Origin of the sequence: Cupriavidus sp. D384, assembly GCF_001652915.1 — a bacterium.
GTDB lineage: Bacteria > Pseudomonadota > Gammaproteobacteria > Burkholderiales > Burkholderiaceae > Cupriavidus.
Map to the genome: position 1 here is coordinate 76,022 of NZ_BBQI01000090.1, position 26,370 is coordinate 102,391.

At 63.6% G+C, this 26,370-nt stretch carries 24 protein-coding genes; 8 read left to right on the forward strand and 16 right to left on the reverse strand.

What is annotated here, in order from left to right:
* Window positions 1-43 precede the first annotated feature (43 nt).
* The 4 genes from clpX to mnmC all read right to left on the reverse strand — a co-directional run bounded on the left by clpX (window position 44) and on the right by mnmC (window position 5,869).
* A complete protein-coding gene (gene clpX / locus A9J21_RS18095; RefSeq protein ID WP_066738113.1) occupies window positions 44-1,321 on the reverse strand; it encodes an ATP-dependent Clp protease ATP-binding subunit ClpX in 1,278 nt (425 codons plus the stop codon).
* Between the two features lie 275 nt (window positions 1,322-1,596).
* Window positions 1,597-2,247 carry an ATP-dependent Clp endopeptidase proteolytic subunit ClpP gene (gene clpP, locus A9J21_RS18100; RefSeq protein WP_008651661.1) on the reverse strand — a complete coding sequence of 217 codons (651 nt, stop codon included), beginning with the start codon at window positions 2,245-2,247 and terminating at the stop codon, window positions 1,597-1,599.
* A 105-nt stretch (window positions 2,248-2,352) separates the two neighbouring features.
* Window positions 2,353-3,702 (reverse strand): trigger factor, encoded by a 1,350-nt coding sequence (gene tig / locus A9J21_RS18105; RefSeq protein ID WP_066738114.1) that lies wholly within the window; start codon window positions 3,700-3,702, stop codon window positions 2,353-2,355.
* 157 nt (window positions 3,703-3,859) lie between these two features.
* Window positions 3,860-5,869: a bifunctional tRNA (5-methylaminomethyl-2-thiouridine)(34)-methyltransferase MnmD/FAD-dependent 5-carboxymethylaminomethyl-2-thiouridine(34) oxidoreductase MnmC gene (gene mnmC, locus A9J21_RS18110; RefSeq protein ID WP_066738116.1), complete on the reverse strand. Its 2,010-nt coding sequence runs from the start codon at window positions 5,867-5,869 to the stop codon at window positions 3,860-3,862.
* Window positions 5,870-6,014: 145 nt separating this feature from the next.
* On the opposite strand from mnmC, the gene A9J21_RS18115 reads away from it, so the two are divergent.
* Both A9J21_RS18115 and A9J21_RS18120 read left to right on the forward strand, forming a co-directional pair.
* Window positions 6,015-6,872 carry a 23S rRNA (adenine(2030)-N(6))-methyltransferase RlmJ gene (locus A9J21_RS18115; RefSeq protein WP_066738118.1) on the forward strand — a complete coding sequence of 286 codons (858 nt, stop codon included), beginning with the start codon at window positions 6,015-6,017 and terminating at the stop codon, window positions 6,870-6,872.
* A gap of 101 nt (window positions 6,873-6,973) precedes the next feature.
* A complete protein-coding gene (locus A9J21_RS18120) occupies window positions 6,974-7,312 on the forward strand; it encodes a VanZ family protein (RefSeq protein ID WP_231906965.1) in 339 nt (112 codons plus the stop codon).
* A 16-nt stretch (window positions 7,313-7,328) separates the two neighbouring features.
* Here A9J21_RS18120 and A9J21_RS18125 read toward each other — a convergent pair whose 3' ends face one another.
* Window positions 7,329-8,270: a LysR family transcriptional regulator gene (locus tag A9J21_RS18125; protein WP_066738122.1), complete on the reverse strand. Its 942-nt coding sequence runs from the start codon at window positions 8,268-8,270 to the stop codon at window positions 7,329-7,331.
* Between the two features lie 164 nt (window positions 8,271-8,434).
* Between A9J21_RS18125 and A9J21_RS18130 the strand changes: the two genes are divergently transcribed.
* Complete coding sequence (locus A9J21_RS18130) at window positions 8,435-9,514, forward strand: maleylacetate reductase (RefSeq protein ID WP_066738124.1); 1,080 nt, start codon at window positions 8,435-8,437, stop codon at window positions 9,512-9,514.
* Between the two features lie 55 nt (window positions 9,515-9,569).
* Here the strand turns inward: A9J21_RS18130 and A9J21_RS18135 are convergent, their stop codons facing one another.
* The 10 genes from A9J21_RS18135 to A9J21_RS18180 all read right to left on the reverse strand — a co-directional run bounded on the left by A9J21_RS18135 (window position 9,570) and on the right by A9J21_RS18180 (window position 19,710).
* Window positions 9,570-11,033, reverse strand: a complete 1,464-nt coding sequence (locus A9J21_RS18135) for an aldehyde dehydrogenase family protein (protein ID WP_066738126.1) — start codon at window positions 11,031-11,033, stop codon at window positions 9,570-9,572.
* A 68-nt stretch (window positions 11,034-11,101) separates the two neighbouring features.
* A complete protein-coding gene (locus A9J21_RS18140; protein WP_066738901.1) occupies window positions 11,102-12,064 on the reverse strand; it encodes a tripartite tricarboxylate transporter substrate binding protein in 963 nt (320 codons plus the stop codon).
* Between the two features lie 275 nt (window positions 12,065-12,339).
* Window positions 12,340-13,374 (reverse strand): LacI family DNA-binding transcriptional regulator, encoded by a 1,035-nt coding sequence (locus tag A9J21_RS18145; RefSeq protein WP_066738902.1) that lies wholly within the window; start codon window positions 13,372-13,374, stop codon window positions 12,340-12,342.
* A gap of 65 nt (window positions 13,375-13,439) precedes the next feature.
* Entirely contained in the window at window positions 13,440-14,453 is a 1,014-nt protein-coding gene (locus A9J21_RS18150) for a tripartite tricarboxylate transporter substrate binding protein (RefSeq protein WP_082926499.1), read from the reverse strand.
* 34 nt (window positions 14,454-14,487) lie between these two features.
* The gene (locus A9J21_RS18155) at window positions 14,488-15,582 is read right to left on the reverse strand and encodes a porin (RefSeq protein ID WP_066738128.1); all 1,095 of its coding nucleotides are present in this window, start codon (window positions 15,580-15,582) and stop codon (window positions 14,488-14,490) included.
* 94 nt (window positions 15,583-15,676) lie between these two features.
* Window positions 15,677-16,027 carry a cupin domain-containing protein gene (locus tag A9J21_RS18160; protein WP_066738130.1) on the reverse strand — a complete coding sequence of 117 codons (351 nt, stop codon included), beginning with the start codon at window positions 16,025-16,027 and terminating at the stop codon, window positions 15,677-15,679.
* The gene (locus tag A9J21_RS18165) at window positions 16,024-17,001 is read right to left on the reverse strand and encodes a zinc-binding alcohol dehydrogenase family protein (RefSeq protein WP_066738132.1); all 978 of its coding nucleotides are present in this window, start codon (window positions 16,999-17,001) and stop codon (window positions 16,024-16,026) included. The genes A9J21_RS18160 and A9J21_RS18165 overlap by 4 nt, the downstream gene beginning before the upstream one ends.
* 47 nt (window positions 17,002-17,048) lie before the next feature.
* The gene (locus tag A9J21_RS18170) at window positions 17,049-17,933 is read right to left on the reverse strand and encodes a 3-keto-5-aminohexanoate cleavage protein (protein ID WP_066738134.1); all 885 of its coding nucleotides are present in this window, start codon (window positions 17,931-17,933) and stop codon (window positions 17,049-17,051) included.
* 35 nt (window positions 17,934-17,968) lie between these two features.
* Complete coding sequence (locus A9J21_RS18175) at window positions 17,969-18,718, reverse strand: SDR family NAD(P)-dependent oxidoreductase (RefSeq protein ID WP_066738136.1); 750 nt, start codon at window positions 18,716-18,718, stop codon at window positions 17,969-17,971.
* Window positions 18,719-18,771: 53 nt separating this feature from the next.
* The gene (locus tag A9J21_RS18180; RefSeq protein ID WP_066738904.1) at window positions 18,772-19,710 is read right to left on the reverse strand and encodes a dioxygenase; all 939 of its coding nucleotides are present in this window, start codon (window positions 19,708-19,710) and stop codon (window positions 18,772-18,774) included.
* 250 nt (window positions 19,711-19,960) lie between these two features.
* Between A9J21_RS18180 and A9J21_RS18185 the strand changes: the two genes are divergently transcribed.
* On the forward strand, window positions 19,961-21,532 hold the full coding sequence (locus A9J21_RS18185) for a hypothetical protein (RefSeq protein WP_066738138.1): 1,572 nt from the start codon (window positions 19,961-19,963) through the stop codon (window positions 21,530-21,532).
* A gap of 315 nt (window positions 21,533-21,847) precedes the next feature.
* Here A9J21_RS18185 and A9J21_RS18190 read toward each other — a convergent pair whose 3' ends face one another.
* Window positions 21,848-22,549 (reverse strand): nuclease-related domain-containing protein, encoded by a 702-nt coding sequence (locus A9J21_RS18190; RefSeq protein ID WP_066738140.1) that lies wholly within the window; start codon window positions 22,547-22,549, stop codon window positions 21,848-21,850.
* 162 nt (window positions 22,550-22,711) lie between these two features.
* On the opposite strand from A9J21_RS18190, the gene A9J21_RS31635 reads away from it, so the two are divergent.
* The 4 genes from A9J21_RS31635 (at window position 22,712) to A9J21_RS31070 (ending at window position 26,322) form a co-directional block, all read left to right on the forward strand.
* Complete coding sequence (locus tag A9J21_RS31635) at window positions 22,712-23,014, forward strand: hypothetical protein (RefSeq protein WP_156545992.1); 303 nt, start codon at window positions 22,712-22,714, stop codon at window positions 23,012-23,014.
* Window positions 23,015-23,550: 536 nt separating this feature from the next.
* On the forward strand, window positions 23,551-24,342 hold the full coding sequence (locus A9J21_RS18195) for a BRO family protein (RefSeq protein ID WP_066738142.1): 792 nt from the start codon (window positions 23,551-23,553) through the stop codon (window positions 24,340-24,342).
* A 305-nt stretch (window positions 24,343-24,647) separates the two neighbouring features.
* Window positions 24,648-25,697 (forward strand): hypothetical protein, encoded by a 1,050-nt coding sequence (locus tag A9J21_RS31065; protein WP_082926502.1) that lies wholly within the window; start codon window positions 24,648-24,650, stop codon window positions 25,695-25,697.
* Window positions 25,672-26,322: an NADAR family protein gene (locus tag A9J21_RS31070; protein ID WP_231906966.1), complete on the forward strand. Its 651-nt coding sequence runs from the start codon at window positions 25,672-25,674 to the stop codon at window positions 26,320-26,322. Before A9J21_RS31065 ends, A9J21_RS31070 begins: the two co-directional genes overlap by 26 nt.
* The last annotated feature ends 48 nt before the right edge of the window (window positions 26,323-26,370 follow it).

Genomic DNA, 26,370 nt, shown 5'->3' on the forward strand with positions numbered 1-26,370 from the left:
GGACCACGTGGGTCCGGCACGTTCGGCGTCAGCTGGACCTCGCTCAGTTCGATCCTGCCACCTTGGGCTGCTGCTCCTCGTACATGAGCAGCGGCGGCGCATCGCCGGTGATCGTGCTTTCGTCGATCACCACCTTCTGCACGCCCTTGTAGTTGGGCAGGTCGTACATCACGTCCATCAGGGATTGTTCGAGAATCGAACGCAGGCCACGGGCACCCGTCTTGCGGCGGATGGCCTTGCGCGCAATCGCGGTCAGCGCAGCCGGACGGATCTCCAGCTCGACACCTTCCATCGCCAGCAGTTTCTGATACTGCTTGACCAGCGCGTTCTTGGGCTCGACCAGGATCTGCATCAGCGCGGCCTCGTCGAGCTTCGCCAGCGTTGCCACCACCGGCAGACGCCCGATGAGTTCCGGAATCAGACCAAACTTGATCAGGTCCTCCGGCTCGGTCTGCGGGAGTACCTCGCTGACCTCGCGCTCTTCCTTGCTCTGCACCTGCGCGTCAAAACCGATGCCGGTCTTGTCCGAACGCTGCATGATGACCTTTTCCAGGCCATCGAATGCACCACCGCAAATGAACAGGATGTTGGTCGTGTCCACCTGCAGGAAGTCCTGGTTCGGATGCTTGCGGCCGCCCTGCGGCGGCACGGAGGCCATCGTGCCTTCGATCAGCTTCAGCAGAGCCTGCTGGACACCCTCGCCCGACACGTCGCGCGTGATCGACGGGTTGTCCGACTTGCGCGAGATCTTGTCGATTTCGTCGATATAGACGATGCCGCGCTGGGCCTTCTCGACCTCGTAGTTGCAGTTCTGCAGCAGCTTCTGGATGATGTTCTCGACATCCTCGCCCACGTAGCCGGCTTCGGTCAGCGTGGTGGCGTCGGCGATCACGAACGGCACGTTCAGCAGGCGCGCCAGCGTCTGGGCAAGCAGCGTCTTGCCCGAGCCCGTGGGCCCGATCAGCAGGATGTTGCTCTTCGACAGCTCGACGTCGTCCTTCTTGCCGAGGTGCTTCAGACGCTTGTAGTGGTTGTAGACCGCCACGGCCAGAATCTTCTTGGCCTGCTCCTGACCAATCACGTACTGGTCAAGGCTTTCGCGGATTTCGTGGGGCGTGGGCAGATCCGAGCGCGTGACTGCAGCGGCGTCCTTATCGGTCGCGGCGGCCTCGTCACGGATAATCTCGTTGCACAGGTCGATGCATTCGTCGCAAATGAACACCGACGGGCCCGCGATAAGCTTCTTTACCTCGTGCTGGCTCTTGCCGCAGAACGAGCAGTAGAGAAGTTTCTCGCTGGATGAACCTTTTTTGTCCGCCATAGGAATCAGTCACATTAGCAGTGTGGATCCCGCCAGAAACGTCCCGGCGGGAAACGCATTAAACGCATCATACGCCAAAACAATTGGCACAGTCGGCGGCATCCCCTGCATGTGGGGCAAAACGCAAAAACGAGGCGCACAGCCTCGTTCCGGTGTAGCCTTCGTCATTTGGCACGACGCAGGCCAATGCGGCAGGTGCCCGGCATTGCCGGTCACCGCCCGGACGCTTCCGATGGGATGCTTCCGGACCAATGTGCCGACACACCGGCCAAATTTCAACTGCGGCGGGTGATCACCTTGTCGATCAGACCGTAGTCCACCGCCTGGTCGCCACTCATGAAGTTGTCGCGATCGGTGTCGCGGGCAATCTTCTCGACCGGCTGACCGGTGACTTCCGACAGGATGCTGTTCAGGCGCTCGCGCAGGTACAGGATCTCGCGTGCCTGGATCTCGATATCCGAGGCCTGGCCACGTGCACCACCCAGCGGCTGGTGAATCATGATGCGCGAGTTCGGCAGCGCGCTGCGCTTGCCCTTGGCACCCGCGGCCAGCAGGAACGCACCCATGCTCGCCGCCATGCCCATGCACAGGGTCTGCACGTCGGGCTTGATGAACTGCATCGTGTCGTAGATCGCCAGACCGGCCGAAACCGAACCGCCGGGCGAGTTGATGTACAGCGACACGTCCTTGTCCGGGTTTTCGCTTTCCAGGAACAGCAACTGGGCCACCACCAGGTTGGCGGTCTGGTCGTTGACCTCGCCTACCATGAAGACGACACGTTCCTTGAGCAGGCGCGAGTAGATGTCGTACGCGCGCTCGCCCCGGCCGGACTGCTCGACAACCATCGGCACCAGTCCGAGACCCTGGGTCTCCAGGGCAGAAGCCTGCGTGGTGGCGAGACGATCAAGCAAATCATTGCGGGTCATGCAGGTTCTCCAGATATTCAGGAATGGTGTCAACCGGCCAGCGCGCGAGGCCGGCTGACACGGGCCGGCGCCACGTCAAAGCGCGGCATCCGGCCTTGCCCGACCTCAGGCTTGTGCGGGCGCGGCGGTGAGTTCCTCGAACGACACCGACTTGTCCGCAACCTTGGCCTTGTCGCACACGAAATTTACCACGTTGTTTTCGAGCACGTAGGCTTCCATCTCGGCCAGGCGCTGCTGGTCGCCGTAGTACCAGCGCATGACTTCCTTCGGGTCTTCGTAGCTCTTCGCGAAGTCCTCGATTTCGGCCTTGACCTGGTCCGGCTTGGCTTCCAGACCGTTGGCCTTGACGATTTCGGCCAGGATCAGGCCCAGCTTCACGCGGCGCTCGGCCTGTTGGGCGAACATCTCGGCCGGGATCGGCATGTCCTTGGCATTCGGCATGCCACGTTGCTCGAGGTCACGGCGAGCCATTTCCACCAGGCGTTCCTGATCCTGTTCGATCAGGGACTTCGGCACGTCCAGCTCGCTCACCTTCAGCAGCGCTTCCATGACTTCGTCCTTCAGCATGGAATGCGTGCGGCGCTTGACTTCGCGCTCCAGGTTTTCGCGGATGTCGGCGCGCATCTTGTCCACGCTGCCGTCGGCGATGCCGAGCGACTTGGCGAACGCATCGTCCACTTCCGGCAGGTGGGCCCACTCGACCTTCTTCAGCGTGATCGTGAACTCGGCAGTCTTGCCGGCCACTTCCTTGCCGTGATAGTCCTCGGGGAACGTCAGCGGGAACGTCTTGCTCTCGCCTTCCTTCAGGCCCAGCGTGGCCTGCTCGAACTCGGGCAGCATGCGGCCTTCGCCCAGCACGTACACGAAGTCTTCGGCCTTGCCGCCGGCGAATTCGACGCCGTCGATCTTGCCGACGAAGTCGATCGTCACGCGGTCGCCGTTCTGGGCGGCCACTTCGGCACCGCCGTCGCCATGGGCGCCGGCTTCACCGCGGTGGTGGTAGTGCACGCGCTGCTTGCGCAGGATGTCGACGGTCTTGTCGATCTCGGCGTCGCCGATTTCGGTCTTGGTGCGAGTCACTTCGGCCGAGGCCAGTTCGCCGATCTTGACTTCCGGGTACACCTCGAAGGTGGCTTCGAAAGCCAGTTCGTCGTCGGCAACACCGTCGGTCTTGATATCGAACTTCGGCTGACCGGCCACCTTCACGTCCTGGGCCTGGGTGATGTCGAAGAACTTGCGGGCGGCCTTGTCGAAGCGCACTTCGAATTCCACCTGCTGGCCGTATTGCTTCTCGACCATCTTCATCGGCACCTTGCCCGGGCGGAAGCCGGACATTTTCACGGTCTTCGACAGACGTGCCAGACGCTCCTGCGTTTCCTTCTGCACTTCGGCCTTGGGAATAGCCAGGGTCACCTTGCGGTCCAGCTTGCCGAGGTTTTCAATGACGTTCGACATGGTCGTTAATCCAATCCAGAAATAGTTGTTGTCAGCGCATCCATCTGCGCATCCCCCGCCTGGCCGCGGCCGGTGCTCGCGAGCGGAGGTCTCCGCGCAAACGGAAAACGCGGATTATCGCACGATTTTCATTCGCTTCCGGCAGTTTTTACCCTAGTCAGTCCCGATCCGGCCCAGGACGCTGCCTTGCCGGGTCTGACATCCGCCCGTGACGCAGTGCGCGCAGCAGCAGGCGGGCCGGATCGATGGCATCGGCCAGATCGGCTTCCAGCGGCAGCGGTTCGCCCTCCAGCTGGCAGGCGATCAGTTCGGCGCCCAGTGCGGCCCATGTGAGGCCACGCGACGCATATGCAAGGGCCGCGAACAACCCCGGCATGCGTGGCAAATCGCGCAAGTGCGCACCCCGCAGCGGGCCGGCATGGGACACCGCGTGGGGTTCGTCGGCCAAAGGCCCGATCAGCGGCAAGCGGTTGTGCGTGACGGTGCGCACGCCCACGTAGCCGGTCAGCGTCCGGGAATCGATCCGGTCCAGCGCGGCAGCCCGGTCGGGCAGCATCGCCGCCAGGCGCCCCAGGTTGGCGGCATGCACCGCGGCGCTTTCGGCCAGCGGCCCCTCGTCGGGCTCGTAGCTGGAGCCGATCCGGGCCCCGCCCTGCTCGCCGCGCGGCAGCAGGTAGCCGCTGCCGGTGACCACGCAATCGGGCCAGCCGCCCAGCGCATCGACCTGTGCCGCATCCAGGTCTGTCAGCTGCCCGCGCACGCGGCGCAGTGCCAGGAACCGCCCGGACACCAGCCGTTCTGCCTCGTGCGCATTGGCAAGCACCAGCACCGGGGCACCGGCCAGCACCGCGCCGGATGCATCGCGGGCCAGCCACTGCCCATCGACATGCTCGATGCTTGCCACCGCGCACCCGAAACGGGCGTCCAGCCTGTCACCAGCGGCAGCCAGCTGGGCCTGGCAGATATCGGGCGGCGCCACCCATCCACCCTGCGGGAACCAGAGCCCGCCTCGGCCTACCGTGGCGCCGTGGGAAGCCGCAGCTTCCTCGGGCGACATCCAGCGTACGAATGAATCGGGAAAAGCCAGTGCGTCCAGTGCTGCACGTTGTGCTGCGTTGTCGGCGTCATCCTCGCCGGTCTGCAGCACGCCACAGCCATGCCAGCCGACCGGATGGCCGGCCTCGGACAGCGCCTGCCAGGCCCGCAATGCATGCAGGTTCCCCGCTCGCGACAGCCGCGACAGCAGGCTGTCATCGGCCGAAACGTGCGCATGCATGGCCGCCGCGCGATGCCCCGAGGTCTGACGCGCGGGTCCATCGTGGGCATCGAACAGCGTGACGCGCCAGCCGCGTGCCGCCAGCCTTTCGGTGACCGCGCAGCCAGCCAGGCCCGCGCCGATGACAATGGCATGGCGCTCGGCCCAGCGGGCGGCTTCGGGCGGCGCGTGGCGGCGATTTTTCCAGACCGGCGCGAAGCGTGCGACCGTCATGTCGCGCTTGCCGCCGAATCCGGGGGCCTTGCTGACCTCGAACCCGGTGGCCTGCAGCCCGCGCCGCACGAATCCGGCCGCCGTATAGGTGGCGAGCGTGGCGCCTGCCCGGGCCAACCGGGCCAGCCCGCGGAACACGGTGCCCGACCACATGTCGGCATTACGTGACGGCGAGAAACCGTCCAGGTAGAACGCATCTGCGCCGGCCACGATCTTCGGCAGCATCGCTTCCACATCGCCAAACGCCAGCGTCAGCGTGACCGCCCCGCCCTCGAAGGTCAGGCGATGCAGGCCCGGCAGGGCGTCGGGCCATTGGTGCTGGAGCTGGACGGCCAGCGGCAGCAGATCGCCCAGCCCGGCATGCAACTGCGCCAGCCCTTCCCGCGTGAACGGGTGCTTTTCGATCGAAACGAAGTGCAGGCGGCCGCAGCGCTGTGGGGCATCGCGCCATGCCTGCCATGTGGCGAGGAAGTTCAGGCCCTGCCCGAAGCCGGTCTCGACGATGACAAACTGATCGCGCCCGGCCCAGTTGCCCGGCAATCCATTGCCGCCCAGGAAGACGTGGCGGGCCTGCTCCAGGCCGCCGGCGGTGCTGTGATAGACGTCGTCGTAACGCGGCGAATACGGTATGCCGTCGTCGGACAGGATGGGCTCGGCGGACTCAAGTGCACGCGGCATGACAGGCAGCAGAAGGGAGGAAACGGAAGGAAAACAATCGGAAAACGGCCGGAAATGGCGGCGGATGGTAGCATAGCGCCCTTCGCGCAAACCGCCCGCCGGGCCTTGTCTGACCTGAGTTTGCGCGCCGTCATCCCGCCTTGCCATGCTCAGTTATCGTCACGCCTTTCACGCCGGCAACCATGCCGATGTCCTCAAGCACGCCGTTGTTGTCCAGTTGCTGGACTACCTGACGCAGAAGGACAAGCCGTTCTGGTATGTCGACACCCACGCCGGCGCCGGCCTTTATGCGCTGGACCATGCCTACGCGCAGAAGAAGTCCGAATTCGAAACCGGCATCGGGCCGCTCTGGCGCGCCGCCGCGGCGGGCGAGGCCCTGCCCGAGCTGCTGGAAGCCTATCTCGACCAGGTACGCGAACTGAACCAGGACGGCAACCTCAAGCACTATCCGGGGTCGCCCTGGCTGGCCTGGCAGATGCTGCGCGACGCCGACCGTTTGCGCCTGTTCGAGCTGCACACCACCGAGATCCAGGTCCTGCGCGACAATTTTCGCGGCGCAGGCCGCAAGGTGATGCTCTACGACGGCGACGGCTTCAACGGCATCAAGGCCATCCTGCCGCCGCCGCCGCGCCGCGCACTGGTGCTGATCGATCCGTCTTACGAAGACAAGCAGGACTACGCGCGCACGGTCGACACACTGAAGGCCGGGCTGGAACGGTTCGCCAATGGCGTTTATGCGATCTGGTATCCCGAAGTCCAGCGCCGCGAGTCCACCCAGTTGCCGGCGCAGCTGAAGCGCTTGCCGCTCAAGAGCTGGCTGCATGTGACGCTGACCGTCAGGCATCCGGTGGAAGGCGGCCTGGGCCTGCATGGCAGCGGCATGTTCGTTGTCAATCCGCCATGGACGCTCAAGGCCGCGCTGCAGGAAGCGATGCCAAAACTCGTGGAATTACTAGGTCAGGACGGGGGCGCCAGCTTCGCCATCGAATCGCTCGACAACTAGAGCCCGGGCAGGGCTGTCCATGCGCTTTTGTGCTGCAGCCCACAGACTGGGGCGATTGAGGACGCGATGGTAACGGGAATTCTGCAGACGCCGAGAACACCGTGATTCGCCTGACATCCCTCCACTACCGCGTTCTTTTCACCATATGCGCGGTGGCAGTGCTGGTACTGTCCCTGCTGCCGCCCGATGTTCCCGAACCGACCACCGGCTGGGACAAAACCAATCACCTGCTGGCATTCGGCACGCTGTCCGTACTGGGCGTCCGCGCCTGGCCGGCGCGCGTCTGGCATGTGGCCCTGGCGTTGACGGCTTACGGCGCGGCAATCGAGGCGCTTCAATCGCTGACGTCGTATCGCACTGCGTCCTGGGTCGACTTGCTGGCCGATATCCTCGGCATTGCCATCGGGCTGGCCCTCGGCTTTCGCACGATCCGCGCCTGACGGCCCGACACCAAAGCTACGCCGCCCGGTGCACCGCCGGCGCCATGGCAACCTGCCAGCAAGGCGGCGATCCGATACTGTGTGCAAGATGGGCGCTGAAGGCCTTGATCTTGGCGCTGGCGCGGGGAGCGGCCCGTAGCAGATAGATGCCGCTCTGCGGCTGAGGCAGCGTGCCTTCGAGCAGCACTTCCACCAGCCGGCCAGCGCCGATATCTTCACCGACGGACCAGTCCGGCATCAGCGCGATACCCAACCCCTGCAGCACCGACAGCCGCCGCGCATCGCAGTCGTCGCACTCCACGGCAAACGTGGCGCGGGCCGCGTGGGCGGGCGAAAGCAGTTCTCGCCAGCCGCGCATGCTGGTGCTGTGCGCGCGGTCGATCAGCCGATGGCGCGCCAGTTCGTCGGCATGGGCGGGGTGACCGTTGGCCTTGAGATAGGCCGGCGTGGCGCAGGGAATGTAGCGCTGGCTGGCGATGCTGCGTGCGATCAGGTTGCTGTCGGCCTGCTGCCCGACGCGTATGACCAGGTCAAAGCGCTCCAGCACCGGATCGACGATCCGGTCGGTCAGCTCCAGCTCCACCGTCAGCCCCGGATATTGCGCATAGAGACTGCCCAGGTGTGGCACGACATGGCGGCGCGCAAAGGCAGGAAGGCACGCCACCCGCAGCCGCCCGCTCACGCCATTTTCCACGGCCGCCACGGCGTCGCGTGTCTCGCTCAGGTCTTGCAGGATGCGTGCCGCGCGCTCGAAGAGCAGGTCGCCGGCATCGGTGCGCACCAGCGCGCGGGTCGAACGGGTGAACAGGGCCACCCCCATTTCCCGCTCCAGCGCGTCAATCTGACGCGCCACGGACGATGCCACCTGCCCCCGCCGGCGGGCCACAGCCGAGAAGCTTCCGGTACGCGCCACATCCACGAACGTGGCCAGGTTTTCGGCAAAGCGGACGAATTCCATTTGTGCATCCTCTGCAAAGGCGTTGCGCGAACGTGGCGACTTGCCGCCTGCGCGCCGCTCACATAGTATCGGCGTGACCAAGGCGGGGGCAAGTCTTTGCAGCCGGTGCAAAGAAAGCCGCCCCGCCGGCGGGCCTGCCCCGCCGCCATCCTGCGAGCGCCGCAATGCATCCTTTTGCCTATCAATCGTCTCCCCAGCGCATCGTCTTCGGATCGGGCAGCCTCGCAAGGCTCGCCAGCGAAGTGGAAGCCCTGGGTGCCAGCCGCGTGCTCGTGCTTTGTACGCCTGGGCAGCGCAAGCTTGCCGAACAAGTGGCCGAAGCGCTCGGCACGCGCTGCGCCGGCATTTTCGATGGCGCCGTCATGCACGTGCCAATCGAACAGGCACGGCGCGCGCGGGAGATGGCGGCCCAATGTGGCGCCGACTGCTCGCTGGCGATCGGTGGCGGTTCGACCATCGGCCTGGGCAAAGCCATTGCGCTGGAATCGAACCTGCCGGTGATTGCCGTGCCGACCACCTACTCGGGGTCGGAGATGACGCCGATCTACGGACTGACCGACGCCGGCCTCAAGCGCACCGGGCGCGATCCGCGCGTGCTGCCGCGCACGGTCATCTACGATCCCGATCTCTCGCTTGGCCTGCCTGCCGCGATCAGCGTGACCAGCGGCATCAACGCCATCGCCCATGCCGCCGAAGGCCTCTACGCGTCTGATCGCAACCCGATCAGCCAGTGGATGGCACGCGACGGTATCGCCGCACTGGGCCGGGCGTTGCCCGTGATCGCCGACCCCGCGCCGGGCGCCAGCGCATTGCGCGAAGCGCGCAGCGACGCCCTGTACGGCGCGTGGCTGTGCGGCGCGGTGCTGGGCAGCGTGACCGTAGGGCTGCATCACAAGCTTTGCCACACGCTGGGCGGCACCCTGAACCTGCCCCATGCCGAAGTCCACACCGTGGTGTTGCCCCACGCGCTGGCGTACAACGCCCCGGCCGCACCGGATGCGATGAACGACATCGCCACGGCGCTGGAGGCGGCACACGGCCAGGGGCCGCGCGCCGTGTTCGACCTGGCGGCCCGTCTTGGCGCCCCAACCTCGCTGCGCGAACTCGGCATGTCGGCGGCCGATATCGACACCATTACGGCACTGGCCCTGCGCGACCAGTATCCGAACCCGCGCCCCCTTGAACGCGAAGGCATCCGCCAACTGCTGGAGGATGCCTTCGAAGGCAGACCGCCCCGCGCATGATCCGGGCGGGGCGGCAGGCACGGGGCACGAAGCAAGGCGTTGGGCCTTGTCTGGTCTAACGCCCGAAGTGCGGCGGAATCACCGCGTCGACATTGACCCAGACCGACCGCGCCTCGGTGTAGTCGTGCATGGCCTCGAAGCCCATCTCGCGGCCGTAGCCTGACTGGCCGACACCGCCGAACGGACTGCCCGGGCTGACACGCTTGTAGCAGTTGATCCAGCACATGCCCGCGCGGATGGCACTGGCAAACCGGTGCGCACGCGACAGGTCTTTGGTCCACAGCCCGCTGCCCAGCCCATAGTCGGTGGCGTTGGCAATGGCGAGCGCCTCATCGTCCGTCCGGAAGCGCAGTACCGTGACGAACGGCCCGAACACTTCCTCTTGCGCCACGCGGTCGTGCGGCCGTGCTTCCACGATGGTCGGCATCACGTAATAGCCTCGCGCCAGCGCATCGTCCGCCGGCGCCGTGCCGCCGCAGACCAGTCGGGCGCCCTGCTCCTGCGCGATGCCGACGTACGACAGCACGCGGTCGCGATGCTGCGCCGACGTCAGCGGGCCCATTTCGGTCTGCGGATCGAGCGGATTGCCGATCCGGATCGATTCGGCCAGCGCACGGAACCGCGCCAGGAATTCGTCGGCAATGCGCTCATGCAGGATCAGCCGCGACCCCGCAATGCACGCCTGGCCCTGGTTGTGGAAGATGGCCCAGGCCGCGCCATTGACGGCGGCATCGAGATCGGCATCATCGAACACGATGTTGGCGCCCTTGCCGCCCAGCTCCAGCTGCACACGCTTGAGATTGCCCTGCGAGGCCTCGACGATCTTGCGCCCGGTACCCGTGGAACCCGTGAAGGCGATCTTGCCCACCTGCGGATGCTCGGCCAGGCGCTGGCCGGCGGTATGGCCGTAGCCCGGCACGACATTGACCACGCCATCGGGAAAGCCGACTTCCGCCATCAGTTCTGCAATACGCAGCGACGACAGCGGTGTCAGTTCCGACGGCTTGATGACGACCGTATTGCCCGCCGCCAGCGCGGGGCCCATCTTCCAGCTTGTGAACATCAGCGGGAAGTTCCACGGCACAATCTGGCCGACCACGCCGATCGGCGCGCGCTGCACGTAGTTGAGAAAGCCGGGCTCCACTGGCACCACCGAGCCTTCGAGCTTGTCGGCCATGCCACCGAAATAGCGGAAGCAGGCAGCCGTGCGCGGTACATCCAGTGCGCGCGAATCGCGGATCGGATGGCCCGTATCCAGCGATTCCAGCTGCGCCAGTGCCTCGGCATGGTCCTCGATGGCATCGGCCAGCCGCAGCAGCAACCGGCCGCGTGCAGCCGCGGCCATGCGCGACCACGCCGGGAAGGCACGGCCGGCGGCCGCCACCGCGGCATCGACATCTGCAGCGTCCGCCGCCGCGATGCGGGTGACGACACTGTCGTCGTGCGGGTTGCGTACGTCGATGGTGGCGCCGTCCATGGCATCGACAAAGCGCCCGTTGATAAAGAGTTGGTTCTGCATAGGTGGGGTCGGGTCCGATGTACGCCGCCACGGGTGCGCCCGGGCGGGTGAATGCATTGCTCGCCGGGCTAATCGGCGACGATATTGCGCGCCTTGATCAACCGCCCCCAGCGCGCCGATTCGTCCTGCACCAGCTTGTTGGCACGCGCGCCGTCGCCAGCCACGATTTCGAAGCCGCTATCGGCCAGTTGTTTCGCCACGGCGGGATCGCGCAGCGTCGCGGTCATCGCGCCATGGAGCCTGGCGATGACATCCGGCGGCGTTTTGGCCGGGGCGATCATCGCCACCCACGAATACGCCTCGAAGCCCTTGTAGGATTCCGCCAGCGTCGGCACGCCCGGCACGTGTTCGTCGCGCCGCGCCGACGTAATCGCCAGCGCCCGCAGCTTGCCCGCCTGGATATAGGGCAGGCACAGCGGCAGGCTTGCCATCATCGAATCGACATGGCCGCCGAGCAGGTCGTTCATGGCCGGGCCGCCACCCTTGTATGGCGTGTGAATGCCGCTGGTACCCGCCGCCTCGTGAAAGGCCTCGGCCACCAGCTGGTTCGAACTGCCGGAGCCCACCGACGCAAACGACACCTTGCCCGGCGTGCGCGCGGCGGCCACGTAGTCCTGCAGCGTCTTGTAGGGCGACGATGCGGGCACCACCAGCACCATCGGCGAGCGCACCATATAGGACACGCCGGTCAGGTCCTTCTGGCCGTCATATGGTAATTTCGGATAGAAATGGCGCTCCGTGGCGTAGCTGTCGAACACCATGCCGATGGTGTAGCCGTCCGGGTGGCTGCGCGCCACCTGCCCCGTGCCGATGGTGCCGCCGGCCCCCGGGCGGTTGTCGACCACCACCGGCTGCTCCAGCCGCTTGCGCAGGCCGTCCTGCGTCTGGCGGGCCACCTTGTCGACCACGCCGCCGGCCGGGAAAGGCACGATCAGCGTCACCGGTTTCGCGGGCCAGGTCTCGGCCCTGGCCCCTGCCACCGGCAACGCCGTCAGCATCGTCGTCAGCGCCGTAATGGCCGCGTGGCGCATGGGCCGGCGATGGCCCTGGGCAGGCCGTTCGGCACGCTGGGTGCGTGCGTGTTGGATTTCCATTCTGCTGTCTCCCGGGTCGTGGACGGAATGTGGCAGCTTGCAGCCGGCCTGAATGCGGTCTTCTGGCCGTCTTCTTGCGTTTTCCGCAAAGCCCGGATGCCGCCTCGTTGTCCCACCCATCATATGAGGCGGCACGGCCGGTGATAAGCACCAGCCTCTGCCTAACGCCTTTGCGGGAGAAGCAAATATCGAGGAATTGGTACGACGTTGCGCTATCCGCGTGCCACGGGCGCCGACGTGGACCCGCGCACCACCAGTTCGGGGCGCAGTTCGATGACGACGCTGGCCGTCAGAGGCTTGGCGATCCGGCGCAACAGCAGTTCGGCCGCCTGTTCGCCCATGTCGTGCACAGGAATGCGGATCGTGGTGAGCGGCGGCGTCAGGGCATCGACAAATGGCATGTCGTTGTGGCCGACGATGGAGACATCTTCCGGGCAGCGAATGCCATGCTCGCGCAGATAGTCATAGCAGCCCATGGCGACAAGGTCGTTGCCGGCGGCGATGGCGGTCAGGCCGGGCAGCGATTCGAACAGCTGCGCGCAGGCCTTGCGCCCCGCGTCGCGCGCATAGCTGTCGGCCTCGACCACGGCATATTCGCCGCGCCGCAGCCGGTGGCGCTTGACCGCATGCAGAAAACCCTCGCGGCGCGACTCGCCCGTGGAGGTACTGGCCGGGCCTGCAATATGCCCGATGCAGCGATGGCCGAGCGACACCAGATGATCCACCGTCAGTCCCATCGCCAGGGCGCTGTCGCTCACCACGCACGACGCCCGGCCCGTATGCTCGCCACGATTCACCATCACCACGGGGATGCCCACCTTCACGCAGTAATCCAGCAGTGGATCATCACGCTCGGCAGTCGCCAGGATCAGGCCCTCCACCTGACGGGCCAGCATCTGGTCGACCACAAAGCGCTGCCGGGTGCGCTCGGCGCCTGCATTCACGACGATCGGCACATAGCCCATCCGGGCCAGCACCGACTCGATGCCCGCCAGGATCGGCGGAAACACCGGATTGGCGATATCGGGCAGGATCACGCCAACCAGCCCCGAGCGCTGCGTACGCAGCCCCGCCGCAATGCGGTTGGGCCGGAAGCCGCGTGCCTCGGCCAGCTTGAGGATACGGGTGGCCACCTCTTCGGCCACAAGGTGGCGAGTCGCCGGGTTCATGACGCGCGACACCGTGGAGTAATGCACGTCGACCTCGGCGGCAAGGTCTTTGATGGTCACGCGTTTGCGCTCGGACATGGGACGGCGGACGCCAGGCTGGATCATTGGGATGCGCCATTCTAGCGTCTGCCGCCTGGCGCCCGTCACTCTCCGCCGCGCACGCCGGATTGCCTGACCACCGGGGCCAGCCTGGTGATCTCGGCCTGGATATAGCTGGCAAATTCCTGTGGCGTGCTGGATCGGGGCTCAGCCCCCTGCGCGGCCAGGCGCTCGCGCACGTCGGGCGCGGCCAGCGCCTTGCCGATCTCGGCGTTCAGCGCGCTGACGATCTCCCTGGGGGTCGACGCCGGCGCCAGCACCCCGAACCAGGAATCGAACGCATAGTCGGGCAGCCCCGATTCCGCCACGGTCGGGATATCGGGCAGCGCCCCAGCCCGCCGGGGCGTGGTCACCGCCAGCGCACGGAGCTTGCCCTGCCTGACAAACGGCATTGCCGACACGCTGGGCGCGAACATCATGTCGCCGCGCCCAGCCATCACATCGGTCAGCGCCTCGCCAGTGCCCTTGTAAGGAATATGCACGATATCGATCCTGGCCTGCATCTTGAACATCTCGCCGCTCAGGTGCGTGGAGCTGCCCGAACCGGCGGAGTCGAAATTCATGGCACCCGGCCTGGCCTTTGCCGCCGCGACGACATCACGGACCGACTTGTACGGGCTGGCGGCATTGACCACCAGCACGTTCGGGACCGATGCCACCAGCGATACAGGGGCAAAGTCCTTCAGCGTGTCGTAGCCCAGCTTCGGATACAGCGTGGCATTGATGGCATGCCCCACCGAAACCAGGATCAGGGTGTAGCCATCGGGCGCGGACTTGGCCACCGTGGCAGCGCCCAGCGTGCCGCCGGCGCCGGGCCGGTTGTCGACCACCACCTGCCATTGGCCGGACTCTCCCATCTTGGCACCGATGATGCGCGCCAGGATGTCGGTGGCGCTGCCTGCGGAAAAGGGCACGACCAGCCGGATCGGCCTGGCTGGATACTGGGGCTGCGCGCCCGCCTGCATCGGCACCGCGGCCGCTGCGGCCAGCGCCAGTGCCGCAGCGGAACGGCAAGTCGTGGGCCAAAACGCCCCGGGGCGGAAAAACTGTCGAATCATGATGGTCTCCTCGCAACAAATTCCGGTCTGGACGTCAGAAGAAATGCCGCATGCCCAGCGCAAAGGTCTGCGGATCGGCACCGGCACTGACGCCAAGTTCGTTGATGGCAAAGTCGTAGATCGCGTTTTTCTTGTTGTTGATGCGGCTGTAGTACGCAAAGAGCGCCGTGCGCTTTGACAGCGGGTAGTCATAGCCAACGGTGAACTGCGTGGCGCCGGTTTCCGGGCCGCTCCGGAAGAAGCCGATGGTGTCGGTGGACGATCCCGTGCCGTTGGGCGCGAAGGCAAAACCCACGCGCACGCTGCCGGGGCCCAGCTTCTGCACCAGCGACGCGTAGTAGCCGTTGCGCTGCAGGTCGCCCGTGTCGGTGCGGTAGTGCAGGTGCTCGTACACCGCCGCCAGCCGGGTGCCGGGCAGCAACTGGTACGCCAGCGCCACCTTCAGCGCGTTGTCGTTGCGCCCGGCGGCCTGGTAGTGCTGGTGGATTTCGTAGGCGAACGTTGTGCTGAGCGGCCCCCGGTCGTAGACCAGCGCCGCCGAATAAAGCGCGGGATTTCGAGGAACGGCGTTCTTTTCCTCCGGCAGCCCCCAGCCCAGCCACAGGCTGGCACCCCATAGCTGCGGCGAACGGTACTGCACGATGTTCTTCTGGCGGCGGTCGAAGGAACTGGTGTCCTGGACGTTGTCGGAGCTGGACGTCGATCCGTTCCCGATCAGCGCCATGTAGCCCGCCGTGGTCGGGTAGTACGGGTCGTAGCTCGCGGTCGATTCCGTATAGGGCGTCTGCCAGTGCCCCATGAACAGCAGCCCGTAGTCCCCCTGCAGGCCGACGCGCGAATTGCGGCCGGCGATCTGCCCCTGGCCGGTATCGAGCGACACATTGCTTTCGATCTGCCAGACGGCCTTGAGCGAGCCGCCGAGCCCCTCTTCCCCCCGGAAACCAAACACCGACCGGTTATTGGTCAGCCGCGCCGTGCCGCCCAGTTTGGTGCCGTCCGTGGCCGTGCTGGCCCGCGAATACTCGATGGCCGTGTTGAGCCGGCCATAGATCGTCACGCCATCTTCCGCCATGGCCTGGCCCGCCACGCTGGCAGACAAGCCAGCCCACGCCAGCGCCAGCGGGACCATGCGGTGCCGCCTGAATGTCTTTCGCATCTTGGGGGTCTCCTCCTCGTTGTTATGGATGCGTTGCAAACGTTTGCAAAACCGGAGCAAAAAAAAATTACGGTGCTGCGCGCGGCGGGTACGGCATCGCCAGCAGCAGCATGGCTGGCAGGTTGGATCGATTGGTGACCTGCCGGGCCTCTCCCGGCGCCAGCCTGACGGAGTCGAACCGGCCCAGCGTGACGCTCTCAGTCGGCGTGCGGATGCAGACCTCGCCTTCGAGGACGACGTAGTGCTTTTCAACGGGCGACGCATCCAGCGACGTATGGCCGCCCGGCAGGATCACGGATACGCCCATCCACAGCGCTTCGGATGGGCCGGCCTCGTGTCCCTGCAGGCGCAGGCAATGCATGTCTTCGTGGTTTGCCGGGTAGTAGGCCGGCGCTTCGGCGAATCGGGTCGTGTTCATGGCGTCAGCACCACGCGCTCGGTGGCGCCTTGCAGCACGGCGCGGTAGGCGTCCTTGGCATCGGCCAGTGCATACGTGTAGTCCGGCAGCACCGGAAACGGCTTGAGCTTGCGGGCGGCAAACATTGGCGCCAGCGCGTCGAGGACGGTGGCGCAGGCCTGGCTGTCCATCGCCAGGGTATCGACGCCCACGTAGGTGTGTTGCCCACGGTAGAACGCAAAGATATCGAACGGCACCGGCTTCTCGATGGTCGAGATGAAGATCTGCGTGGCGCCAATGGCCATGGCAAGGTTGGCCTGCTCGAAGTACGGGCTGCCGACCGTGTTGTAGACAATGTCGGCGCCGTGGCCGCCCGTTTCGTTGCGCACCACTTCGGAGATGGTTTCGCGGCTGGCATCGATCATGCGCACCGGGCCGCTGGCGTGGCCGCGATACGGCTCGGCCCCGCGCTCCACGGCAAACACCCGTGCGCCCAGCGCCGTGGCGATCTGGATCGTCGCCTGCCCTACCTTGCCGTTGCCGCCGCCCACCAGCACCACGTCGCCCGCCTTGGGCATGCCGGCACGCCGCAGGCCTTCGTACGCCGTGATAAAGGGTACGCCGACCGCGCCGGCTTCGATCAGCGACACCGCTTCGGGCTTCGCGCGAATGGCCTCCACGCCAATGCGCAGATATTTGGCATGCGTGCCGTCCCGGCGGATGCCGAGTTCGCCGCCGCTGCCCCATACCTGCTGGCCCACCCACTGGCTGGGCCCGTCGATCACCACGCCCGCATAATCGCGCCCCGGGGTGCGGGGCCAGACCGCATGCGGCATCAGGCCAAGCGTGGCCTTGACATCGCTGGGATTCACTCCCGCACTGGCGACTTCGACGATGCACTGGCCGGTACCGGCCTCCGGGCGTGGCATGCCAACCAGGGACAGTTCGAGCGCGTCAATGGTCGGAGCTTTCTGGTGAACCTGAATCGTGTTCATGATGAATGGATCAAGAAATGGATCAAGAAAAAGTGACACGGAATGGATCAGGCTTCGCGCAGGCCCAGCTGTGCACGTGCCTCGGAAGCCGATGCGATCTCGCCACCTAAAGATTTGACGATGTCCCGTGCCTTGGCCACCAGCGCGGCGTTGCTGGGCGCCAGCACACCCTTTTCCAGATAGATGTTGTCTTCGAGACCGACGCGCACGTGCCCCCCCGCCAGCCAGGCCTGCGCGACGATCGGGAACTCGGCCCGGCCAATGCCAAACGCGGACCACTGTGCGCCGGCCGGCAGCATGTTGCGGGCATAGAAGATCGTCTCCGGCGTGGCGGCAAAGCCGTACTTCACGCCCAGCACGAAGGTCCACAGGCCGGGGCCGTTCAGCACGCCGTCGCGCATGAAATCGAGCGCCATGTTCAGGTCGCCGGAATCGAAGATTTCCAGCTCGGGCATGACGCCGGAACTGCGGATGACGTCGGCCATCTTGCGCACGTTCGCGGGCGTGTTGATCACCACATCGGCACCCGAATTCATGGTGTTCAGGTCCAGCGAGCAGACGTCAGGGCGCAAGGCGGCAATATGTGCCACGCGCTTGAGCGGATGCAGCAGCGTGGTGCCCGGCGCGGCCACGCGCGGCTCGTTCTCGTCGGGCACGAAGCGCCCGCCGGGCCCCGTCGTGAGGTTGATGATCAGCCGGCGGTTGCGAGCCCGGATCCGGTCGATCACATCGGCGTAGTAGTCGAGTTCCATCGACGGCCGCCCGGTTTCCGGGTCACGCACGTGGATGTGCGCAGCCGCGGCACCGGCCTCGGCGGCTTCGAGCGCGGCCTCGGCGATCTGCGCCGGGGTCACCGGCAGCCCGGGGTGCTGCGCAGGCGTGACGATATTGCCCGTCACCGCGCAGGTAATGATGGTCTTTCTGGCGTGCATGAATGATCCGAAAGGAAAGGCGTGTGGGGAAAGGGTCAGCCGAGCTGGCGTCCGCCATCGACCACGATGGTGGTGCCCGTAGCGAACCGCAGCGACGTGGCGCAGGCGACGATGGCGTCGGCCACATCCTCGGCCTGGCCGATACGGCGCAGCGGCGTGGTTTTTGCGGCCCGTTCGTTGAACGTGCTGTCGCGGCCCGGCACGAAGGCCGTGTCGACGACGCCCGGCGATACGTTGAGGACGCGGATTTCAGGCGCCAGCGCCCGGCCCAGCGACATCGCCATCACGTCGAGACCGGCCTTGGCGGCGCAGTAGGCAACGTTGCTGCCCTGCCCCGTGCGCCCGGCGATCGAGCCGACATTGACAACCAGCCCTTGGCCGCCAGCCCGCAACGCCGGCGCGAAGGCCCGGATCGCCGCGAACTGGCCGCGCCAGTTGACGGCGAACAATTCGTCGATCAACGCGTCGTCCAGGGCATGGAGATCGGCGTGCGGAATGGCGCGCGTAAAGCCCGACGTATTGACGAGGATGTCCACGCGGCCGTAGTGGTGCAGCACATCGGCCGCCAGCGCCTGCAGCGATGCGCTATCGGCAACTTCGGCCCGCGCGGCCATATGGTTGCCGGCAGGCAGGTCTTCGACCGTCCTTGCGGTGCGCCCGGCATCGCGTCCGGTCATCACGACGCTGGCGCCCAGGTTGGCCAGCGCGCGGCCGGCGGCAAAACCGATGCCGCCGGTTCCTCCAATGATGACGGCAACCTTGCCGGAGAGATTCGTAATGGTCATGGTGTGGCGCAGTGAATGCGTAAATGGCCTTGTTGGTCAGAAGATGGGAGTTGTCAGTCGATGGGAGGCGTGGGAAACGTCTGTTCGCCCGGCTCGAGCGTGAAGTCGAACTGCAGCGTGTAGTACGGGGCCGGCAGTTCTCCCCATGGGCTCCGTCCCGTCTCTACAAGCTGGAAGGCGCCAACGAGCTGCCGATGCACGCCGAACGTGACATCGGTTTCCAGAATGTCGGAATCGTCGGCAAAGACCTGCGTCACGAGCGTGCGATACCCCGGCGCCGCCACGATGAAATGGATGTGCGCGGGCCGGTACGGGTGCCGCTGCTGGGCGGCCAGCAACACGCCGACCGGCCCATCGGTCGGCACCGGATAGCCGGCGGGACGCACCGTGCGAAAGTGATAGTGGCCGTCCGCGTCGGTATGGAACATCCCGCGCAGGTTCCGGTCGGGCTGGCTCGGGTCCTGGTTGTCGTACAGGCCCACCGGCGATGCCTGCCAGACCTCCACCATGGCGTTGGACAACACCGAACCGTCCGTCGCCCGCACCGTGCCGCTCACGAACAGCGGCAACCCGGGCGAATCGTCCTGCACTACGCAATCGCCGCACTGGTAGCGTGGTGCGTTGGCACGATAAAACGGCCCCAGCAGCGCTCCGGGCGTGCGGCCGCCTTGCGTGCTGTTGTTCATCGTCGTCACCAGCGTCGACAGCCCAAGCACATCGGCGGCCAGCACCACCTCGTTGTTGGTGGCGTGCGTCGCGTGCCCGAGCGCGGCGACAAATGCCAATGCCCGCTCGAATTCCTCGTCGGTGGGCCTGACCTCGCGCAGGAACGCATGCAGATGCGATACCAGTGCGGCCATCACAGTGCGCAGCCGGGCATCTTCGGTCCTTGCCATGGCTTGCAGGACCACCCCGGTCACCGACGCCTCATCTTCGATCAGGGATAGCGCACTGACCGGCTTTGGCCCCGGCTTGTCGTGTTGCGTCTCCATATCCACTCCTTTCTTTGCAAACGTTTGCATTATGGTCGGTTAGGCGCGAATGGCAAGGACGCAAGGCAGGACATAAAGTGGCTGAATACAGACTTTCGCGCAAAAATCGCCGCGAAATCAAGGCGCGAAAGACGGCATCGGGTCAAACCCTAGCCGCGACGGAAACACGGCAGGCATACGCAAATCGGCGCTCAAGCCCGCGCTTAATATGTCGTTAATACTCCACATCGCGTAAAGCTTCGTGGATCATATGGTCGCCATCACTTCCGTAGGCACGCAAGGTCTCGTCGGCATGACCGGCGCCAATTCCTCATCGCCAGCTGCCGCCGCGCCGTCGCAAGCGCCGGCAAGCTCCGCGTCGTCGACCGTCACGCTGGGGCGATCCGCGCCCCAGCCGGCCAACTGGCCCACCTATTCGGCAAAGAGCGTGAGCCCGACCCCGGTGTGGGAGCACGCGATTGGTGATCCGATCTCGATGAGGATGGCCGGGAACATGTCCGCCTCCAGGCTCTCCGCACGATTCGCGGGGCTTGGCGAGGCCCTGCTGAACCAGGTTGCCGGTGGCGGCGCCAGCTTCTCGCAATCCGTTATCCAGATGCCGGCCGACGAACCGATCGACGCCGTGGCGTCGTCGAGCTTCCAGGCGCACTCGACCAGCGAGATCCAGCTGACCATCACCACGCGCAGCGGCGCAACGGTGGGCATCACGCTGGGCAGCGACGGGGACAGGCTGCGCGTGCAGGCTTCGGTCACGGATGGCCAGCTCACCGACAGCGAGCGCGACGCCCTCGGGAAACTCTCGGCATCGTTCCAGAAATCGATCGACGCCCTGAACGAAGTGCCACCGCGGATCGACATTGGCGGCCTGATGCAGTACGACGCCAGCCAGCTTTCGTCCGTGCATCTGCAGGCCAGCCTGTCGCTGGGCAACAATCAGACGCAGACCCTTGATTTCCAGGCCGACGACAAGATGCGTTCGCTGACGTCGACCGGCCCGACTGGCACGGTAAAGCTAAGTGTCGACACCACCAGCCCGGTGATCTTCGGCTCCCCGGCACAGCAAGCCAAGGCGGTCAGCCAGTATCTGAAGCAGTTCGACGACGCCAAGGCCCGCGGCCAGGGCGACGCGGCGCTGGTCGCCATGTTCAAGGATGCCTTCAGCGCCCTGCACAGCCAGTACCACACCGCCACTACCCAGCAGCCGCGCTTTACCTTCAGCGCCGGTGACCACGGCATGCTGACCGGGCTGGCCGACTTCTCCGCCTCGATCTCGCAGACGCCCGCCGCCATCAATCCCCTGCGCACGGATGAAGTGGACAGCTTTGATTACCAGGTCTCGCAAACCACGCAATTGCTGGGCCGAGGCCAGGCTGACCGCGGCGCCCGCCAGCAACAGCAGTCGAGCCTGGATGCCAGCTATCACAGCGCGCTGTCCGCAGACACGCCGCTGTCCCTGGACGAGAGCCCGTATTCGCAGAACTACTACTACGAGCAGATCCACGACAAGGCCACCAGCGAATCAGAATTCGCCTATCGCAAGGGCAACCTGGTGAAGGCCTCGATCACGCAATCGGTCGACCAATCGCGCCATACGCAGAAATACGTGATGGGCCATCTCGAAGAAGACACGACGACACCGGCATCCAAATCCCGCACGATCGACGTGCTGTCCCTGGTCAAGGCCGCCGAAAAGCAAAGCACCCTCGGCCTGCGCCGCAACGACGAAGTCCGCGAGAAGGTGCTGTCGAGCATGCAGGAGAAGGTGTTGCTGGTGGGGAATGTGGCGGGGTTGATGGGGTCGTCGATCGGCGTTGGCGCGTAGTGTCCGGTAACGGTTCACCGCAGCGTCCTTATCCGACAGATGTATTTTTTTCCGCCGCCTGCCGGGAACCGCCACACCTACGCGTCGATGATGCGATCGACGGGGGATGCCCGATGTGGCTCGCCAAGCAGATGGGGCGCTGAGTGGACGATGATCGCCCGCGCGCCATTAGACAGGCCGCAGCTAAACTATTGATTTAAAAGAAAAATTGGTGCGAGGGAGGGGACGCATAACCTCTGCGAACTCAGCGCGCTAGCGTACTTTTGGGGAGATCCTGGGGATTTGGTTCTCTCCCCGCACGGCATGGGCTCCTGCCTAATTGGGCGGCCTGCGAATGTAGTGCTTCACCTCGCCCGCCCTGCCTGCTCTTCCCGGGCGGAACCCGCCCATGGAGGGCCCATGCCTCCGATGCAGACTTTCTACGTGCTCGACATCTGTTTCCCTGGTAATGGCAAGCCGTGATGTCTCAAGGCGCCCAACGCAGAACTGCAGTCGATTGAGCGATATGACCGGCGTGGTCTGTCGGCCGATGTGAGCAATGAAATCTGAAAGCCCAAACACACCTGGCGGGACTTGAGTCTTGAATTCCGCATCGCCAGTGAAAACCACAGCGGATCGAATGCACTCGGGCGGCAGAAAGTCGAGCAGTTGTTGAACTGCCCTCAGGTGTCTGAGGTTCTGGAAAACGGGGTTCTGGAACTGAGACTTCCTTTTGAACAGGACCTGCGTCCATTTCGCGTGCTTGCCGTTGGCGAAGATCCAGCCGCTGTAGTCCTTGGTCTCGATAACGAAAACACCGAATCGGGACACAAGGATGTGGTCGACCTGCGTCGTACCATCTGCGAGTTGCAGGGTGACGTGGTTCATCAGGTGATAGTCGGGCGGGAGGAAGCGCAGCAGGATTTCGCGTGCAAGGCGGGCCTCTCCTCGGTTCTGAAACGAGAACCTGAGCGATCGGCCTCGGCCGATCACGAAACCAACGGCAAGTCCCGCGAGAATGCAGATGAAGAGTTCCACGATCTATGAGGCCCTGAGGACATGGCAGCTTGCTGCGACGTCGGCCTGCGAATGCTCATCCAATTCTGTCATGTGAGCCTCTCTTCACGGAGACCGCGCCAAGTTTACAGTCTGTTGCACTCCCGCATATACTGTATAAATATACAGTACTGACAGTGCATCATGGGCAACAACAGTCTGGCCAGCACGTGCCAAATCCCCAACAACGCTGCCGCCCCTGGCGACATCGCCCCCTCGGAAAACGGCATCCTCGGCCGTGTGCCTGGCGTTTATGTTGCGCAAGCGGTGAACTCGCTTCCTCCTCCCACTGCGATCGGGCCCGGCGCTGCTGCGGTCGTCGTGGAGGCGGGCGAACTGGGTCTCGTGCATTTTTCGGTGGAGCGCCGGCGGGCGAAGCATGGCCGGCACTCGCATTACTTTTGGACGGCCGTACGGGCCGAGCCATTTGATGATCCGACCAGGTGAGCGTGGCAGTTGCGTGAACTGACCGGCGGATCGAGACAAAAGACGGCAGTCGCCGGTCTCTGCGTGAGCTGTCCAAGCTGCATAAGCATTTTGCCTCACCACTGTATATACATACAGCCTAATTCCGCCGGATGGTGAAAGTCCGTGGGGGCACCGGAAAAAGGTAACCTTAGTAACCACGTCTGGAGAATTGCCCGCAAACCGTTGTGGTGCAAGGCTTAGCGGGTGTCGAGCAAAAGGTAACATTGGGGTAACTTTAAGGTAACCAGATTACCTTTTTCATAGGTAACACCTTCCAAATCACCCGCTCAATAAAATCAATGACTTAGCGATAGGTTACCTTTTAGGTTACCCAAGATTACCTTCCCAAGGTAACCACAACTTTCCTTATAAATCATGTAGTTAGAATATCTTTCCCGACCAGGTTACCGAGGTTACCTCTTCCCGGAGCTTCAACTTAATTTGCAATCCTCTCCGACTGGTGCAAACCTGTATCCAGGTGGCCGCTGGCCGACATTTCGCGAGGGAGAGGTGACATGGATGTTCCGAGCGTGTTCGCGTTCGATTCGCGCGCTGTGCGCGTGGTGACAGGTCCGGACGGGCTGGCGTGGTTTGTGGCGACTGATATTGCGTCGGCGCTCGACTTTCGCATGGCAAGCGACATGGTTCGGATGCTTGATGACGACGAAAAGGGTACGCAGATTGTGCGTACCCCTGGCGGAGAGCAGGAAATGCTCCTCATCAGCGAAGCTGGGCTATATGCCGCTGTTCTCAGAAGCCGGAAGGAGGAAGCGAAGCGGTTCAAACGCTGGGTCACCCATGAGGTGCTGCCTGCCATCCGCAAAACGGGAGGCTATCAAGCAGGCCCGTCTGCTTCCCTGCATTTGGCTGCCCAGGCGCTACGCCTACGACTACTCGACCGGCTTCAATGCAGTCGTCTGCCGGCAATGCGGCTAACGATTTATGACCAGTTGCGACAATTGTCTGATTTCATGGGCTTGCCCACGCCGCCGCTGGACTCCGTCAGCTCCGAGCACAAAGCGGATCCCGATGCGGTTTCCCAGCTTTGGGTTGCGCTCAACGAGCTGGGAAGAAAAAGCGTGCCATACAACCATGCTCGCGACCCACAGCTGCTAGCAATCAACGGCCCGCACATTGATAAGCTCTGTTCCGAGCATCGCCTTGTAATGCCGCCGCTCCGGCAAATGCGGCGAGCCATCATCGCTGCACCACGGTTCATCGACTTCCGCACCGTGAATAGCAAGCTCACCGGCCGAAGTACAAAATGTTGGGTGTTCCAGGCTGACGTCCCGCCCTCAGGCGCCTGACGCTCGCCTTGGCTCATAAATTCGCAAAAACACCTGCACTGCGCTGACATTCGACGGGGCCAGCACCGGCGCCGAAGATAGGCCGTCGACCGACGCACAAAAACCGGTCGATGAAGCGCGCCGGCGAGGCGGGGTCGAAGTGGCGCGCCGCACCATGCTCATACGTCACATAATTCTTAGCATCACGAATTCGGCTCACGCCTTGGGAGAGGTCCCGATCCCACGGAACAAACGCCGTTGGCTCAACTCATCGCCCCGCCTTACAATGGCATCACAAAATAACCATCGGGTAGGAGGGGCAAAACATGAGTGAAAGGGATGATCTCCTGGCATCGATCGCCACCAAGGTCCAAACCTATCGCGCTGGCGAACTGGCCGCGCCGGATGCCGGGCACGTCGATCGGTGGGCGCAACAGTTTTCCGCACACGACCAAGTACCCTTTCTCAAGGAGTTCGACCACGTTATCGGGCAGACTTTTTTAACCCAACAAATGGTCGACCAATTCCTTCAAGATCTAGTAGTCAACGAGAAGCTCGCCGGGAAGGACTTTCGGTCTTACTGGCGGAAGGCGAACGTTCTTAACATTCAAAAATACGGTCAGAGCCAAAAAGAAATGCTCAAGCTGTTCGACATCGCATTACAAAAGCAATGTGGATTCGGCTTGGCGGGCTGCGGCTCGGACGAGGGTGATTATATATATCTAGACGATATTCTATTCTCAGGTAGCCGCGTAGCAACAGACCTTGAAGCGTGGATATCAGAAAAAGCACCTGCGAAAGCTAATGTCCAAGTACTGCTGATGGGCCTTCACACTGGCGGGCATTATTTTATTAACAGTCGACGCCTTCGAGAAGCAAGAGAAAATGCTAACAAGGACATCCAATTCCATTTTTGGAGAATGGTGGAACTGGAAAATCAAAAATATCACAAGGATAACTCGGGCGTCCTTTGGCCGACTGTCATTCCTGATGACCCCCTCGTCAAGCAGTACGTTGAATCGGAGAAGCGATTCCCTCTTGCATTACGAAATCCAGGTGGGAAGCTAAACTTCTTTTCTTCGGAAGTTGGTCGTCAACTGCTGGAACGCGAATTTTTGGTCGCGGGGGTAAAAATCCGTTCACGCATTCAGGAACCAAAGAGCATTATGCGTCCGCTTGGCTTCGGGAATTTCGGCGTGGGCTTCGGCTCTCCTATCGCGACTTACAGAAATTGCCCCAACAATGCCCCACTCGCCGTGTGGTGGGGAGATCCCAAAGCAACTTCTGGCGCATTGCATTGGTATCCCCTTGTGCCCCGAAAGACTTATTCGTCGCCGGAGAATGTCTTCCATGGTCTCGATGATCTTACAGGCTGATTCGCCGAATTTCCGAACCTATTCGCGAGGAGAGGTCGTTGTGGTCTTTAGGACCAAGGAAAGCTTTGGTGGGCTTTCTAATATGGCTTCCGGTTTTGCTCTACACGTGAACGGTACAAGGATTCTTACTTCTGAAGCCTTGTACCAAGCGTGCCGCTTTCCTCACTTGCCCGAGGTGCAGAGGGAAATCATTGGCCAGCACAGCCCAATGACCGCGAAGATGAAAAGTAAGCCATATCGTCACCATACTCGACCAGATTGGGATTACGTACGATTTCGAATTATGCGGTGGTGCTTACGGGTGAAACTTGCGCAACACTATGAAAAATTCGGAGAATTGCTTATGTCAACCGGCCATCGGCCGATTGTAGAGGAATCGCGAAAAGATGATTATTGGGGAGCAAAGTCGGTAGGAGAGGAAAACGAAAGCTTGATCGGTCAAAACGTTTTAGGACGTTTACTGATGGAACTTCGGGAATTATTAAGAGAGGATAGCGATAGAAAATTGACCTCTGTCCTTCCTTTAAGCATTCCCGATTTTTACCTAATGGGGAAGCCCATCGATGCTGTCATCCCCGAAGGCCCAATTGAGCGGGAGTGGGGAACACAACGCGATTTTTTTTAACGTACGGCTGATTCGTTTATCTCTTCACATTCGGACATCTGCCTGGAT